Below are 14,859 nucleotides of genomic sequence, written 5' to 3'. Positions count from 1 at the left end.
TTTGTTCATTTTCTTTCGTATTTTTTCTCACAACTATTTAAGAATATACCATTTTATCAGCATTCCGTCAATGGTGAACTATGTATTCAGTTCTAAGCTGACTCTTAATGCACAGTCCACTTCCTGCTGCAGCTGCTCATCAATATGGCAGATCTTCTCTTTGAGTCTCTGCTTATCAATGGTCCGCAGCTGTTCCAAAAGGATTACAGAATCCTTAATCATATCGCACTTTTTTGTATCCAGTTCCACATGGGTAGGCAGTTTTGCCTTGTTCATTCTTGAGGTAATTGCTGCACAGATCACAGTGGGACTGTGCTTATTACCAATGTCATTCTGTATAATAAGAACCGGGCGTATCCCGCCCTGTTCAGATCCTACTACCGGTCTTAAATCGGCATAATAAATGTCTCCACGTCTTATAATCACATTCTCCACACTCCGTCAATTTATTTAAGTCTATTATTGACCTATTATGACTCGTGTATTCACTTAAGTTTTTCCGCCGCATACCTTATCATATGATATGGACATGGAGTTGGTTATTACACCTTTAAAAAGTCGCTGTAAAAATCGTTAAAATAATCTTTGGTCCCCACCACTTCTTTGTTCGCCAAATAGACCCTGGGTACCCGTTTGGTGATATCACACAGTATTTCGTAATGAAAACCACCACATTGCTCGGCCAATTCTTCCACCGTAATCTGCTCATTCCCCTGTGTTCCAACCAATACCACCTCATCCTCTTCTTCTGCTCCCTGAATGGATGAGATATCAACCATAAACTGATCCATACAGATCCGTCCAAGAATTTTAGCCCGCTGCCCTCTGATTAAGACCTCTCCTTTTCCCGATAAACTTCTGGGGTACCCGTCACCATAGCCTACCGGAATTGTGGCAATCGTCATTTCCTGACCCGCTGTAAAGGTTCCTCCATAACTGATAGAAGTTCCTGGTTCAATCTTTTTTATGTAGGATATGGTGCTTTTTAATTCCATGGCAGGCTTTAACCTGACCGGTTCCGTCGAAACCTCCATGGACGGATACAGGCCGTAGATAGAAATACCTGCACGGACCATATGGAAATTAGCCTTTTTCAAATCCAGTATGCCTGCACTGTTGGAGCAGTGCAAAATCGGTATCGTAACCCCTCTTCTGGCCAGCATATCAACAAATGTCCTGAATTTTTCTATCTGGATATCTGTTGCTTTTTTATCTTTCTCATCCGCCTTTGCAAAATGAGTAAACAATCCTTCTGCATGTATTCCGGGCAAACTGCAGATTTCTGCCGCTTCCTCTGCTGCTGTCTCTGTTACCGGATATCCGATCCTGCTCATTCCAGTATCAAGAGCAAGATGTATCACGGCTTTCTTACCCGCTCTTTCAGCCAGATCTGATAAACGCCTGGCTCTGTTTAACTGGAATACAGAAGAACTGATGTCATAATCCACAAGAAGCTGGTAACCATCATAAGGAACCACACCCAGAACCAGAACTGGTTTTGTGATTCCGTGTTTTCTTAAAATAACACCTTCTTCCACGGTAGCCACTGCATAGCCCCACACATAAGGATCAATTGCCAGAGCCACCGGAACAGAACCATGACCATATCCATCGGATTTTACAACTCCGATCATTTTCGTTCCCGGTTCTAAGTTTGATTGCATCTCTTCCATGTTATGCCTAATTGCATCTAAATCTACCGTTTCAAATACCCTTCCATATGTTTTCATGATTTATTTCCTCGTCTGCTCCTGCAATATTATGCCAATCTCATCTGCCAGTTCTCTGGCAAGAAGGCTGTATTCTCCATACTTTTTCTTTCTCATATCTCCTGCAAGCCCGTGAAGCCATACTCCCAGAGCGGCCGCATCCGGTACCTCCATTCCCATGGCCAGCAGTCCGGCCAGGATACCGGTCAGAACATCCCCTGCACCCGCCTTAGCCATGGAACTGTTTCCACTGCTGTTTACATAGGTTCTCTGGTCATTCAGAGCGGCGATGGTCACTGCATCCTTTAATATGCAGGTAATACCATACCGGTCCGCATATTCTCTGGCAGTCTGTATGAGATGCTCTTTCATTAACTTCACGTTACTTCCAGTCAGTCTTGCCATCTCTCCCAAATGGGGCGTGATAATGATATTCTCAGTGTAATAGCTGGTAAGTCCCGGATAAGAAGCGATGGTGTTAAGCCCGTCTGCATCCACGATCACCGGAACATAGGCGTTTACCATAACAGATTCCACCAGATTTCTTACGTAATCCTCCTGCCCCAGACCGGGACCCAGAACAATAACGCTCGCCCACTGGCACTGTTCCAGTAAAAGCTGTTGAAATCTTTCCGTATTCTTTCGCGCATCGTCCCGGTGATAAACGGCTATCACAGCCTCCGCAAGTCCTGTCTGTAAAATCTCCCTGTTTTCTTCCACTGTAAAGATTCTGACCAGGCCGGCTCCTGTGCGGTATGCTGCAAGTGCACTTAAAAATGCCGCACCGCTCATGTTTTTAGAACCTGCAACCAGCAGAACTTTGCCAAAGCTTCCCTTATTGGAATAAGCGGGCCGTCTGGGAATCAGGGCTGTATCCTCCTGATGACAGGTAAAATACCCGGATTTTACATGATCTATGCTTTCAGGCGGGAAACCAATATCAGCTACAAGAACTCTGCCGCTGTACTCTTTTCCCGGATACAGCATGGTTCCCAGCTTCTCATAGCCAAATGTTACGGTCACATCTGAAGGGATTGATATTCCCATAATCTGTCCGGAATCTGAATGAATTCCGGAAGGGAGATCCACCGCAATGGTGAACTCTGGTTTATGGCTGATTACGGTTTTCATGACTTCCAGATGAGATCCTGCAATTTCCCGGTCCAGGCCCACACCAAACAAAGCATCGATTAGCAGGCTGCACCGAACGGATGTCAGGTCTTTGATTCCTTCCACCATACTCACCCCTGTTTTATCTGCAATGGAAAGCTGGGTTAGATATTCCCTGCTTCCCTTTTCCTTACTGCCAGCCAGAATCACCAGAACCCTGTAGCCGCTTATGTGGAGCATTCTGGCAGCTGCAATACCGTCAGCTCCGTTGTTACCGCTGCCGCACAGTACCCAGATGGGATCTGTCTGACTCACGTACTTCTCTGCTTCCCGAAAAACAGCAAGCGCCGCCCGTTCCATCAGTACCATCGAAGGAATGCCAATCTGCTCTATGGTATAGCGGTCCACCCGCTTCATCTGTTCTCCCGTTACCAGATATCTCATATTGCACCCGCCTTTCCTGAAACCAAACAGCCGGCAGCAAAGAGACTTTCTCTTTGGCTGCCGGCAGGCATATTAACTGTTCTTTGATGTATGTTGAAGTTTTCCTTCGGTTTTCTGGTCCTGCATGCTGCAGACCCGGTAAGACAGCCTCATAAGACTCTCTGATAAATGCACGTTTTCTACCACAACATCATCAGGAACCGTCAGATCCGTGTGTGCGAAATTCCAGATAGCCTTGATGCCTGCCCTTACAAGACGGTCTGCAATTTCCGGTGCCTTGGTCTTTGGTATGGTCAGGGCTGCAATCTGAACATTATTATCTATTACAAACTGCTCCAGATCATCCACGCTTCGGATCTCAATACCGCGAACAACCAGACCGATCAGACGTGGATTGATATCAAACATTCCTTTGATCAAAAAACCACGCTTTTCAAAATTTGCATAATTTGCAATCGCCTGTCCTAAATTGCCTGCGCCAATAATCACTATATTGTGCTGTCTGTCAATTCCCAATATCTTAGCTATCTCTGTATATAAATATTTTACATTATATCCATATCCCTGTTGTCCGAATCCGCCAAAATTATTCAGATCCTGGCGTATCTGAGAAGCGGTAACTTTCATTCGCAAACTCAGCTCATTGGAAGATATCCGTTCCACTCCATCTTCCATAAGCTCTCCCAGATGACGATAATATCTGGGAAGCCTGGCAATCACTGCTTTTGAAATTTCTTTATCTGCCACGTCTTCACCTTCTTTTACTTAGAATTAAACTAACACCATTATAACTGCGTGATAAAATAATGTCAAACGAGTTTTGCGATTGTATCCTTGAAAAATAAATGGACCTATATTATACTAATGCTATTGTCCCATTTTATTCAGGAGGAAATAAACCATGATTCTCTCATGCAGCAATATCAGTAAGGCGTTTGGCACCAACGAAGTGATTAAACACGCATCCTTTCATATAGAAGATCACGAGAAAGCAGCTATTGTAGGAATTAACGGAGCAGGCAAATCAACTCTGTTGAAAATGATTATCGGTGAACTTGCATCTGACGAAGGAGAAGTGGTCATATCCAAAGGTAAAACCTTAGGATATTTATCACAGCATCAGGATCTGGGAGGGGAACGAACCGTATATGAAGAAGTTTTGGAAGTAAAACGGCCTCTTATGGATATGGAAACAAAGATCCGTAATCTGGAGATGGATATGAAACATGCCACCGGAGATGAACTGGAGGAGATGCTCTCCGCTTACAGCCGTCTTAACCATGAATTTGAACTTCAAAACGGCTATGCCTACCAAAGCGAGGTCACAGGTGTTTTAAAAGGCCTGGGCTTTACAGAGGATGAGTTTCAAAAACCTGTATCGGCTCTTTCAGGCGGACAGAAAACCCGGGTCGCCTTAGGACGGCTTCTTCTGACGAAACCGGATATCATTCTCCTTGATGAGCCTACCAATCATCTGGATATGGATTCCATTGCCTGGCTGGAGACATATCTGATTAATTATGACGGCAGTGTCATTATTGTGGCCCATGACCGCTATTTTTTAAACCGGGTAGTTACAAAGATTATTGAGCTTGACAACGGCATTTTATCTGTATATCAGGGAAATTATACGCAGTACAGCAGTAAACGGGCTATGATCCGGGAAGCTAAGATGAAGGCCTATCTCAATCAGCAGCAGGAAATTAAACATCAGGAAGAAGTTATTGCAAAATTAAAATCATTTAACAGAGAAAAATCCATACGCAGGGCGGAAAGCAGGGAAAAGATGCTGGATAAAATCGAACTTCTGGAAAAACCAGCGGAAGTCAACGATGAGATGCATATTCGCCTGGAACCTAACGTAATCAGCGGCAATGACGTTTTAACAGTGAAGGACTTAAAAAAGTCGTTCGCAGAGCATCTGCTCTTTGATCATATCGGATTCGAGATCAAGAGGGGAGAACGGGTTGCCATTATCGGAGGCAACGGAACAGGAAAAACTACTATATTAAAGATATTAAACGGGCTGACACCACCAGATCAGGGAGAAGTGTTATTGGGCTCCAAGGTACATATCGGGTATTATGACCAGGAGCACCAGGTACTTCATATGGATAAAACTTTATTTGATGAGCTTCAGGATACCTATCCTTACATGAACAACACGCAGATCCGCAATATTCTGGCAGCATTTCTCTTTACAGGAGACGACGTTTACAAACGGATTAAGGATTTAAGCGGTGGGGAACGAGGGCGGGTGTCCCTGGCAAAGCTTATGCTCTCTGAAGCCAACTTTTTAATCCTTGACGAACCTACCAACCATTTAGATATTACTTCCAAGGAGATACTGGAAAGTGCACTGGTTAATTATACAGGTACCGTGCTGTATGTGTCCCATGACCGTTATTTTATTAATAAAACTGCCACACGGATTCTGGATCTCACCAGTCAGACACTGGTTAATTATATCGGTAATTATGATTATTATCTGGAAAAGAAAGACGTTATGTCCGGTCTGATCACTCCGCCTGAGCAAGCCGTTCCTATAAAAGGGGAAGAAGTTTCCGGAATAAAGCTTGACTGGAAAGCCCAGAAAGAAGAGCAGGCAAAGATCCGCAAGCGTCAGAACGAGCTGAAAAAGACGGAGGATGAGATTCATAAGCTGGAAACCAGAGATGGAGAAATCGATGAACTGCTTGTGAGGGAAGAAATCTTTACCGATGTCCCAAAACTTATGGAATTAAATCAGGAAAAAGAAACGATCAGCAAACGCCTGGAACAGCTTTATGAGCTGTGGGGTGAGCTGGCAGAATAAAATAAGGGGAAAGCTGCAGTTAACAGCTTTCCCCTTATTTTATTTATCATTGGTAAATTTCTGATCCTTCATTATCTGATAGACATCCGGGTAGGTATAATCTAAATAAAAAAGCAGCGCTGAACCAGTATAATCTATAGCAGTCTCATAAATGTCTGCTATAAGATTCGTGATTCAACTCTGCCCATATAATATTTTTCTTAATATCTGAGTTACTTCCGGTGCAGCTTCTTCCATCTCCAACCTGGTTGACGGACTTTCCAGATAGGCTGATGCAAGCTTTCCAAAATAAAACTTCATATCATTGGAGTAGTAATCCGGTATATAAATAAAATCATCTACCAAAGCCCTGTTCATGGATAAATCCGTAGCTTCCTGGCATGCAGGGTCATAGCAGCCGTATTCATATCCGATAAACTCACAAAATGCATCAGTAAGATCCGAAGGATCACATATTTTTATCTTCTTATAGGTGGTGTCCACCTGATGACAAACGTAATAGAGGCCGCTTCCTGTATTGGGAGCAGAAAAATACCGCTTGTCCGGATAATAAAGAATCTCCCAGCCTTTTTCCGTAAAACGCTTCACCCAATCCCTTGGCAGATTCTTAGAGGCCTCTGTAAAAGCATTCTTTACCTCTAAGGTAATCTCATCATTCTTCTTTTTACCTTGAACTACAATATCAAATTCTTTATTACGGTTACCGTTCTCATCCATATAGGAAAGACCTACATACTGATTGGCTGCCATCTGCCCGTTATCAAAGAAATAATACCGCCCGCCTGTTGCATACTTGTAGCCAGAAGAAACCATCACACCTCTTGGGTTAAACCAGTACCAGCTCCCGTCCCGATCCTGAAACCAGCCCTTTTGAGCTGTCCCATCTTCATTATAATAATGCCATTTCTCCTCTTCGTCGTTATAGCACCAGCCAAGCTGCAGTTCTCCGGTTTCTGCAAACAGATACTCCATACCGTGTATTTCTGTCCAATCTGTACTCATATAACCATCAAAGGCAAAATAATACCAGTTATCGTCAATCTTCTCCCAGCAGTTCTTCTTATAAGTTCCATCCTCTTTTGTATATTTCCAGCCGCCGGAATCTTCCTTCCATTGCCATTGTTTAGAAACTTCCTGCAGATTAATGGCACTGCTTTGCTCTTTGCTGATATCTTCGGAAGCCATGGAACTCGTTATGCTGCCTGCGCTCAGAAAGATTCCTGCCGATATTGCTGCTAACCATCTTTTCTTCAAAGAAACCCAGCACTCCTTCCACCCAGTCTTTAATCTATTAAAAGTTTACTATATTATCAAAGAAATGTACAGTTCACAATATCTGAAGTTTTTGTGAACATTTTCAAAACATTTCTTTCCAAACCTCCTGTTTTGGGATATAATAAAAATCAGTATAATTTTTCAGAAAGCGAGGTTTCTCCATGAAATGGAAACGCCCCATGGCTGTTGTGGGAGTTGTATTGATCTGCTCCCTCTATCTCATTGCCCTTGTATCCGCATTTTCTCATGATGCAGAATCTAAGAACTGGCTGATGGCAGCGATCTACTCCACCGTAGTGATACCAGTGTTTTTATATGTTTTTCAGCTTGTTGCCCGGGTCATAAAACCGGATCATAAACATGAGGATTCCGATTCAACGGATAAAGAACAATAAAATAAGAGAACGGTAAAAAAGTCCGGAACCTTTTTACCATTCTCTTATTTTATTTCGCGATCTTATCGATAGATGATATCATCTCTTCCCGGTCCATTGGAGACCATGGTGATTGGAGTCTCAAGCTCTTTCTCTATAAATTCAATATAGTTTCTGCAGTTTTCCGGCAGATCCTCATACTTTTTAATTCCCCTGATCTCGCATTTCCAGCCTGGAAGTGTGGTATATACCGGTTTTGCCTTATTAAGCTCCACTGTATTTGGAAAATCTTTTGTTACTTTTCCGTCAATTTCATATCCGATACAGACAGGAAGCTCATTAAGATAACCAAGTACATCTAAAACAGTAAGCGCTGCTTCGGTAGCACCCTGGATTCTGCAGCCATATCTGGAAGCCACTGCATCAAACCAGCCCATACGTCTTGGTCTTCCTGTAGTCGCGCCATACTCACCGCCGTCACCGCCGCGGCGTCTTAACTCATCTGCTTCATCTCCGAAAATTTCGCTGACAAATGCACCAGCACCAACCGCGCTGGAATATGCCTTCACAACTGTGGTGATGTTTTTGATCTCGTATGGAGGAATCCCTGCGCCGATGGCTCCATATGCTGCCAATGTGGAGGAAGAGGTAACCATTGGATAAATTCCATGATCTGTATCCTTTAATGATCCCAGCTGGCCTTCCAGTAAAATATTTTTACCTTCCTTAATAGCATCATGAAGATATTTGGAAACATCACAGACAAAAGGTTTCACCATCTCACGGTATTCAAGGAGAGTCATAAATAATTCTTCCGGATCAATAGCCGGTTTATGATATAAATGCTCCATTAAAACATTCTTCGTCTCACAAACGCGTACAATCTTTTCCTTCAGGGACTCTTCGTCAAAGAGTTCACTTACCTGAAACCCGATTTTTGCGTATTTATCTGAATAAAATGGTGCAATCCCTGATTTTGTGGAACCAAAGGACCGTTTTCCCAGACGCTCTTCCTCATACTGGTCAAACAGAATGTGATATGGCATCAGAATCTGTGCACGGTCGGAAACCAGAATACTTGGCTTTGGAACTCCCTTGCTTACAAGCTCTTCCACTTCCTTAATTAAATAAGGTATGTTTAATGCCACGCCATTGCCGATAATACTGGTTGTATGGTTGTAGAAAACACCGGACGGAAGAAGGTGAAGGGCAAACTTTCCATAATTATTAATAATAGTATGTCCGGCATTGCTTCCACCCTGATACCGGATAATGATATCAGACTCTTTTGCCAGCATGTCTGTGATTTTACCTTTTCCTTCATCGCCCCAGTTAGCGCCTACGATTGCTCTTACCATTCGATTAATCCTCCTATGAGTGAAAAAATACGTTTTACTTACCTATGATAGCGCAAAGAAACACATAAGTAAAGTCAATATTATTTATATTTGACATAAGTTTAACTTATATCATCGGTCATAAGCTTTAAAATTTTCTTCCCAGCAGGAGAAACAGGCGTCTTACTATCCGTTATAATAGCAAAGTGCCGTTCCGGCATAGACTCTTCAAACTGCAGCTCCAGCAGATTTCCTTTTTCAAGCTCACGCTCAGCAAATCCGGCCATCACACAGCCGATTCCTAAATTGCGCATGGCAAACTGAACGATCATATCACTGGTAGAAAGTTCGAACTCCGGCTCCACTTCCACTCCCCGCTTTTTTAAGAATTCATCCATAAAGGTCCGGGTACTGGTGTTTTTTTCCAGAAATATACAGGGCAGCTCCATTAAGATATCATAACTCAGTTTTTTCTCTTTCAGATAATGAAACTTTTCTCCTGCAACAAAAACATTGCGTACTTCCTTAACAGGAGTGCTTCTTACTTCACCCCTGGCCTCAAAAGGAGTACTGACCACTCCGAAATCAATCTTCCCTTCGTAAAGGAAACGAAGTGTCTCTGGTGTAGGACCGTTGGAAACCGTGACTTTAATGCCAGGATACTGTTCATGGAACTTTTCCAGATAAGGAAGGAGATAAAACTGAAGTGTCATATCACTTGCACCAATCCTTACTTCCCCTGTTTCCAGATCTCTCATCCGTCTTAACATATTTTCCCCGTGCCAGATGTTTTCTAAACCGGATTTCACATATTCAAATAAAAATTCTCCTTCTCTGGTCAGTCTGACGCCTTTTGACATCCGCATAAACAGCTGGCAGTCCAGTGACTGCTCCAGCTGCCGGACCGCCTGGCTGACTGCCGGCTGGGAGATGCAGAGTTTTTCTGATGCCAGTGTAATACTTCCTGAATTTGCCACATAATAAAAAACCTTATAATATTCCAGACTGCTGCTCATTGCTCCTCCTGACAAACGAAAAACTGCAGACAGACTCATCGGCAAAAATCAGTCCGTCCGCAGTTATTTTATACATTGATTTCTGCTGTCAATCCAAGAAGTTCCTGGTTGTCCTTAAGAAGAGGGCGAATCACCTCATCAAGATATATGGTAACCTGTGCAGGAGCACAGCCTACATATTTCTTCGGATCCATGCTTTTTTTCAGTTCTTCCAGTGAAAGATTAAAGGATGGGTCTGCCGCAATGAGTTCCAGAAGATTATTATCCAGTCCGTTCACCTTTACATTCCTGCCTGCTTCCATAGAAAGCTCTCTGATCCGTTCATGAAGCTCCTGCCTGTCTCCTCCTGCCTTAACCGCGTCCATCATAATATTTTCTGTAGCCATAAAGGGAAGCTCTGCCATCATGTGTTTTTCAATCACTTTCGGATAAACAACGAGACCGTCTACCACGTTGAGATACAGATCCAGAATTCCGTCTATTGCAAGAAAACCTTCCGGGACACTCAGACGCTTGTTGGCCGAATCATCCAGTGTCCGTTCAAACCACTGGGTAGAAGAAACAAGCATGGGATTGATTACATCTGACATCACGTAATTTGATAAAGAAGCAATCCTTTCACTTCTCATGGGATTTCTCTTATAAGCCATGGCTGATGAACCGATCTGGCTCTTTTCAAACGGCTCCTCTACTTCCTTTAAATGCTGGAGCAGACGGATATCATTGGAGAACTTATGGGCGCTCTGAGCAATTCCCGCCAGAACATTGATCACACGGCTGTCAACTTTACGGGAATAGGTCTGACCAGATACCGGATAGCATCCCTGAAATCCCATCTTCTTAGCAATCATGGCATCTACTTTTCTCACTCTGTCCATGTCTCCGTCAAATAACTCCAAAAAGCTGGCCTGGGTTCCGGTTGTACCTTTGGAGCCGAGAAGTCGTATGGAATCAAGAAGATAATCCAAATCTTCCAAATCCATAGTAAGATCATGAAGCCATAAAGTGGCTCTCTTACCTACTGTGGTTGGCTGAGCAGGCTGAAAATGGGTAAATGCAAGAGTTGGCAGATCCTTATAGCTGTCTGCAAATGCTGCAAGCTCACTGATCACATTAATCAGTTTTTTCCGTACCAGCATAAGCGCTTCTGTCATAACAATAATATCGGTATTATCACCCACATAGCAGGAGGTGGCACCAAGATGAATAATGCCTTTTGCCTTCGGGCACTGTACTCCGTATGCATATACGTGAGACATTACATCGTGGCGGACTTCTTTCTCCCGCTGTATTGCAACATCATAATTAATCTCATCCTGAAACGCCTTCAGTTCCTCTATCTGTTCTTCCGTTATCGGAAGTCCCAGTTCCTTTTCCGCTTCCGCCAGAGCAATCCACAGTTTTCTCCAGGTTTTAAATTTTTTATCAGGAGAAAAAATGTACTGCATCTCCTTGCTGGCATAACGCTCAGACAGCGGGCTTTGGTATCGATCTGTCATGTTCCTTTTATTCCTCCTTGGGTTCGTTGTAGGGCTATTTTAGCATATTTTTTTTATTATGGGAAGAGCAGACAGGGACCGCCTTCCGGTTATGCAGCGCAAACCGGTCTGACAGCCCCTGATTCTAATTATCTGCTGTATTCTCCGCGGATGTCTTCTTTTGGCGGTTCAATGGGATAATTTCCGCTGAAACATGCCGTACAGATGGGCAGTCCTTCCGCCATTTCATTTAAACGTTCTACATTTAAATAAGACAGGGAATCTGCTTCAAGAACATCGCGAATCTCATCAATACTTCTGTTATGAGCGATCAGCTGATCTTCATCGGGAATATCCGTTCCAAAATAGCAGGGGTGTAAAAAGGGAGGTGCACTGATCCGTACATGGACCTCACTGGCACCAGCCTCCCTGAGCATGTTTACAATCAGGGCACTGGTAGTTCCCCTGACTATGGAATCATCAATCATAATTACCCGTTTTCCCACGACAGCTTCTTTAAGTACATTTAACTTAACTCTTACCGATGACTCCCGGTTGCTCTGCTTAGGCTTAATAAATGTACGGCCTACATAGGAATTCTTTACAAATGCTGTTCCATAAGGGATTCCTGACTGAAGCGAATAGCCAAGTGCAGCTGCATTGCCGGATTCCGGAACGCCTACCACCACATCCGCCTCAACCGGTGAATCAACTGCCAGCGCCCGGCCTGCACAAAGCCTGGAATGATAGACACTCACTCCGTCAAATACGCTGTCCGGTCTGGCAAAATAAATATATTCAAAAACACATCTGGCCTCTTTGGATCTTTCCTTAAAGCAGAGGCTGGTATCTGATACAATTCCATCTTTCGTAATGGTTACAATCTCTCCAGGCAGAACATCACGGACAAATTCCGCACCAACTGTATCAAGGGCGCAGCTCTCTGATACGATGATGTAAGCATTGTCACGTTTGCCAATGCACAATGGCTTAAATCCATATGGATCCCTTGCACCGATCAGCTTACGGGGACTCATAACCACCAGGGAATACGCGCCCACGATTTTCTTCATCGCATTGGCAACGGCCGCCTCTACAGAAGGAGTCTTAACCCGCTCCCTTGCAACATGATAGGCAATTACTTCAGAATCTATCGTTGTCTGAAAAATCGCGCCGCTGTATTCAAGCTCTTTTCTCAGCTCCGGTGCATTCACCAGATTTCCGTTGTGAGCCATGGCAAGAGTGCCTTTTACATAATTAAGCACAAGGGGCTGGGCATTTTCCCGTGTACTGCTTCCAGCCGTTGAATAACGAACATGGCCTACCCCGATATTGCCATGAAGACCTTCTAAAACATCGGGAGTAAAGACCTCATTACATAACCCCATCCCCTTATGCGCACTTACTTTTCCTTTCGGACCTTCGGTATCACTGACAGCAATTCCGCAGCTCTCCTGTCCTCTGTGCTGTAATGCAAACAAACCGTAATAAATGGTGGAAGCAACGTCACTGCCGTCGAAATCATAGATACCAAAGACGCCGCACTCCTCATGTAACTCTTCCTCTATATTGAAGTTTAATTCGTTACTCATGAAATGTCTACCCTCTCTGTGCTGTTTACTGAATACCAAGACGGCGGAAGATCTCCTCATATGCATCTTCCACTCCGCCTAAATCTCTGCGGAAGCGATCCTTATCCAGCTTTTCGTGAGTATCCTTATCCCACAGTCTGCAGGTATCAGGAGAAATTTCGTCAGCTAGAATAATCTGTCCGTGATAACGGCCAAACTCGATCTTAAAGTCAATCAGATCGATGTTTAAGGTATTAAAATACTCTATAAGAACTTCGTTTACCAGAAACGCATACTTAGTGATGGCATCGATTTCCTCCTGGGTTGCCAGATTAAGGGCAAGAGCATAGTAGCTGTTGATAAACGGATCTCCCAAATCATCATTTTTATAGCTGAATTCAAGTGTCGGACAGGCAAACTTAATCCCCTCTTCCATTCCCATCTTTTTTGCAAAACTTCCGGCTGAATAGTTTCTGATAATTACCTCAAGCGGAACAATCTCCACTTTTTTCACAGCAGTCTCACGGTCATTTAACTCTTCAACCAGATGAGTCGGAACACCCTTGGCTTCTAACTTTTTGAAAACAAAATTGGTCATGCGGTTATTGATTGCACCTTTTCCAACAATTGTACCCTTTTTAAGACCATTGAAAGCTGTTGCATCATCTTTATAAGAAACAATCAATATATCCGGATCTTCAGTCGTATAGACCTTCTTTGCTTTTCCTTCATACAGCATTTCTTTTTTCTCCACAGTATCCACCTGTCCTTTTCTGAATTAATTTATAAGTTTTTCAAATAAAACTATGGTGTTTCAGTAGAAATTATAATACAGTAAAAATCGGAATGCAACTGGTTTTATTATTATAAATACTAATGACCAGTATGCATTACTGTTTCTCAATCTGATTCATCAAAAATCTGCCGTTCCACCCGCTGCCATAATTTGATTTCTCCTTCTTTTAAATCCATGGATATTCCGCGTTCTCTTAATTCTGTCTTTGTCTCATCCTCAAACGGTAGTTCTTTCCTTGTCTCTTCGATAATATCCTCTCTGACCGTATATAGTTTTTTCAATTCACCGCATATTTTATCTCTCTCCCACGGTAAGAGAAATACCCCTTCTAAGACCAGGCAGCAATACAAAAGGCAGTATAGTCCCCTCCGCTTTTTAGGAGGATCAAATGCCCATTTAAAATTTCTCCATGGTTTTTTCTTATTATTATAGTGCCAAATACGTATTTTTTTGCTGATTGTTCTCATAGATATACTCCAGTTGTGATCTGCAGGGGAAACGGAAAAACAGAATAACAGAAAAAAGAGGTGTCCTCTTCTGATTATATACGAAATGAAAAAAAGCTTCAAGCATTACTTTCTGCCCGAAGCTTTTTATTAATAAAATTACTCTGCAGCTGTAGTACTTTCTGTAGTAGGCTGCCCATTACTTTCACCGGTAATTTTGTCAACACCTTTTTCCACATCTTTTACAGCATCATTGACTACACCGTCGCTTGACATGCTTTCATCGGTTTTTGTTGCACCAGCACCAGCTGTGGTTGTAGCAGCTGTAGTCTGAGCTGTTGTTGTTGCTCCAGCCTTTGTAGCATCTTTAGTTCCATCCGTTCCCTTTGTTGTTCCGCATGCGGTCAGGCACATTACGGACATAATAACCAGTACTGCAAATACGTAATGTTTTATTTTTTTCATAATACTTTCTCCTTTCATATTCT

At 43.1% G+C, this 14,859-nt stretch carries 14 protein-coding genes; 2 read left to right on the top strand and 12 right to left on the bottom strand.

The genetic code is table 11. From position 1 onward, the window contains the following. Positions 1-78: 78 nt before the first annotated feature. The 4 genes from RZO55_RS04630 to RZO55_RS04615 form a co-directional block, all read right to left on the bottom strand. Complete coding sequence (locus tag RZO55_RS04630) at positions 79-426, bottom strand: type II toxin-antitoxin system PemK/MazF family toxin (protein ID WP_097005881.1); 348 nt, start codon at positions 424-426, stop codon at positions 79-81. 116 nt (positions 427-542) lie between these two features. Beyond that, on the bottom strand, positions 543-1,730 hold the full coding sequence (gene alr / locus RZO55_RS04625) for an alanine racemase (protein WP_318063120.1): 1,188 nt from the start codon (positions 1,728-1,730) through the stop codon (positions 543-545). A gap of 3 nt (positions 1,731-1,733) precedes the next feature. Further along, entirely contained in the window at positions 1,734-3,263 is a 1,530-nt protein-coding gene (locus tag RZO55_RS04620; RefSeq protein WP_318063119.1) for an NAD(P)H-hydrate dehydratase, read from the bottom strand. A gap of 72 nt (positions 3,264-3,335) precedes the next feature. Next, the gene (locus RZO55_RS04615; protein WP_318063118.1) at positions 3,336-4,010 is read right to left on the bottom strand and encodes a redox-sensing transcriptional repressor Rex; all 675 of its coding nucleotides are present in this window, start codon (positions 4,008-4,010) and stop codon (positions 3,336-3,338) included. Positions 4,011-4,164: 154 nt separating this feature from the next. On the opposite strand from RZO55_RS04615, the gene abc-f reads away from it, so the two are divergent. Further along, positions 4,165-6,078: a ribosomal protection-like ABC-F family protein gene (gene abc-f, locus RZO55_RS04610; protein WP_318063117.1), complete on the top strand. Its 1,914-nt coding sequence runs from the start codon at positions 4,165-4,167 to the stop codon at positions 6,076-6,078. Between the two features lie 174 nt (positions 6,079-6,252). Here the strand turns inward: abc-f and RZO55_RS04605 are convergent, their stop codons facing one another. Next, entirely contained in the window at positions 6,253-7,332 is a 1,080-nt protein-coding gene (locus RZO55_RS04605; RefSeq protein WP_318063116.1) for a cell wall-binding protein, read from the bottom strand. A gap of 182 nt (positions 7,333-7,514) precedes the next feature. Here RZO55_RS04605 and RZO55_RS04600 point away from each other — a divergent pair, with 182 nt between their 5' ends. Next, positions 7,515-7,748 carry a hypothetical protein gene (locus RZO55_RS04600; protein WP_318063115.1) on the top strand — a complete coding sequence of 78 codons (234 nt, stop codon included), beginning with the start codon at positions 7,515-7,517 and terminating at the stop codon, positions 7,746-7,748. Between the two features lie 62 nt (positions 7,749-7,810). Here the strand turns inward: RZO55_RS04600 and RZO55_RS04595 are convergent, their stop codons facing one another. From RZO55_RS04595 to RZO55_RS04565, 7 genes are all read right to left on the bottom strand, one after another. Then, complete coding sequence (locus RZO55_RS04595; RefSeq protein ID WP_318063114.1) at positions 7,811-9,085, bottom strand: adenylosuccinate synthase; 1,275 nt, start codon at positions 9,083-9,085, stop codon at positions 7,811-7,813. 101 nt (positions 9,086-9,186) lie between these two features. Next, a complete protein-coding gene (locus RZO55_RS04590) occupies positions 9,187-10,080 on the bottom strand; it encodes a LysR family transcriptional regulator (RefSeq protein WP_318063113.1) in 894 nt (297 codons plus the stop codon). A 68-nt stretch (positions 10,081-10,148) separates the two neighbouring features. Further along, positions 10,149-11,579, bottom strand: a complete 1,431-nt coding sequence (gene purB, locus RZO55_RS04585) for an adenylosuccinate lyase (protein WP_318063112.1) — start codon at positions 11,577-11,579, stop codon at positions 10,149-10,151. Positions 11,580-11,707: 128 nt separating this feature from the next. Continuing rightward, a complete protein-coding gene (gene purF / locus RZO55_RS04580) occupies positions 11,708-13,150 on the bottom strand; it encodes an amidophosphoribosyltransferase (protein ID WP_318063111.1) in 1,443 nt (480 codons plus the stop codon). Between the two features lie 25 nt (positions 13,151-13,175). Next, entirely contained in the window at positions 13,176-13,868 is a 693-nt protein-coding gene (purC, locus tag RZO55_RS04575) for a phosphoribosylaminoimidazolesuccinocarboxamide synthase (RefSeq protein WP_439100022.1), read from the bottom strand. A 161-nt stretch (positions 13,869-14,029) separates the two neighbouring features. After that, positions 14,030-14,392, bottom strand: coding sequence for a hypothetical protein (locus tag RZO55_RS04570; RefSeq protein ID WP_318063109.1), 363 nt, complete (start codon positions 14,390-14,392; stop codon positions 14,030-14,032). A 138-nt stretch (positions 14,393-14,530) separates the two neighbouring features. Next, on the bottom strand, positions 14,531-14,836 hold the full coding sequence (locus tag RZO55_RS04565; RefSeq protein WP_318063108.1) for a hypothetical protein: 306 nt from the start codon (positions 14,834-14,836) through the stop codon (positions 14,531-14,533). Positions 14,837-14,859 lie beyond the last annotated feature (23 nt).

The organism is Clostridium boliviensis (genome assembly GCF_033342255.1).
In the GTDB taxonomy this organism is placed as follows: Bacteria; Bacillota; Clostridia; order Lachnospirales; family Lachnospiraceae; genus Lacrimispora; species Lacrimispora boliviensis.
Note: the sequence above shows the minus strand (reverse complement) of the source record. Positions and strands in the feature narration are given on the sequence as shown.

Excerpts from the sequence above, each read along its gene's own strand:
- RZO55_RS04570 (WP_318063109.1), bottom strand. The coding sequence starts at position 14,392 with ATGAGAACAATCAGCAAAAAAATACGTATTTGGCACTATAATAATAAG.
- purF (WP_318063111.1), bottom strand. The coding sequence starts at position 13,150 with ATGAGTAACGAATTAAACTTCAATATAGAGGAAGAGTTACATGAGGAG.
- RZO55_RS04595 (WP_318063114.1), bottom strand. The coding sequence starts at position 9,085 with ATGGTAAGAGCAATCGTAGGCGCTAACTGGGGCGATGAAGGAAAAGGT.
- RZO55_RS04565 (WP_318063108.1), bottom strand. The coding sequence starts at position 14,836 with ATGAAAAAAATAAAACATTACGTATTTGCAGTACTGGTTATTATGTCC.
- abc-f (WP_318063117.1), top strand. The coding sequence starts at position 4,165 with ATGATTCTCTCATGCAGCAATATCAGTAAGGCGTTTGGCACCAACGAA.
- RZO55_RS04590 (WP_318063113.1), bottom strand. The coding sequence starts at position 10,080 with ATGAGCAGCAGTCTGGAATATTATAAGGTTTTTTATTATGTGGCAAAT.
- purC (WP_439100022.1), bottom strand. The coding sequence starts at position 13,868 with ATGCTGTATGAAGGAAAAGCAAAGAAGGTCTATACGACTGAAGATCCG.
- alr (WP_318063120.1), bottom strand. The coding sequence starts at position 1,730 with ATGAAAACATATGGAAGGGTATTTGAAACGGTAGATTTAGATGCAATT.
- RZO55_RS04620 (WP_318063119.1), bottom strand. The coding sequence starts at position 3,263 with ATGAGATATCTGGTAACGGGAGAACAGATGAAGCGGGTGGACCGCTAT.
- purB (WP_318063112.1), bottom strand. The coding sequence starts at position 11,579 with ATGACAGATCGATACCAAAGCCCGCTGTCTGAGCGTTATGCCAGCAAG.
- RZO55_RS04600 (WP_318063115.1), top strand. The coding sequence starts at position 7,515 with ATGAAATGGAAACGCCCCATGGCTGTTGTGGGAGTTGTATTGATCTGC.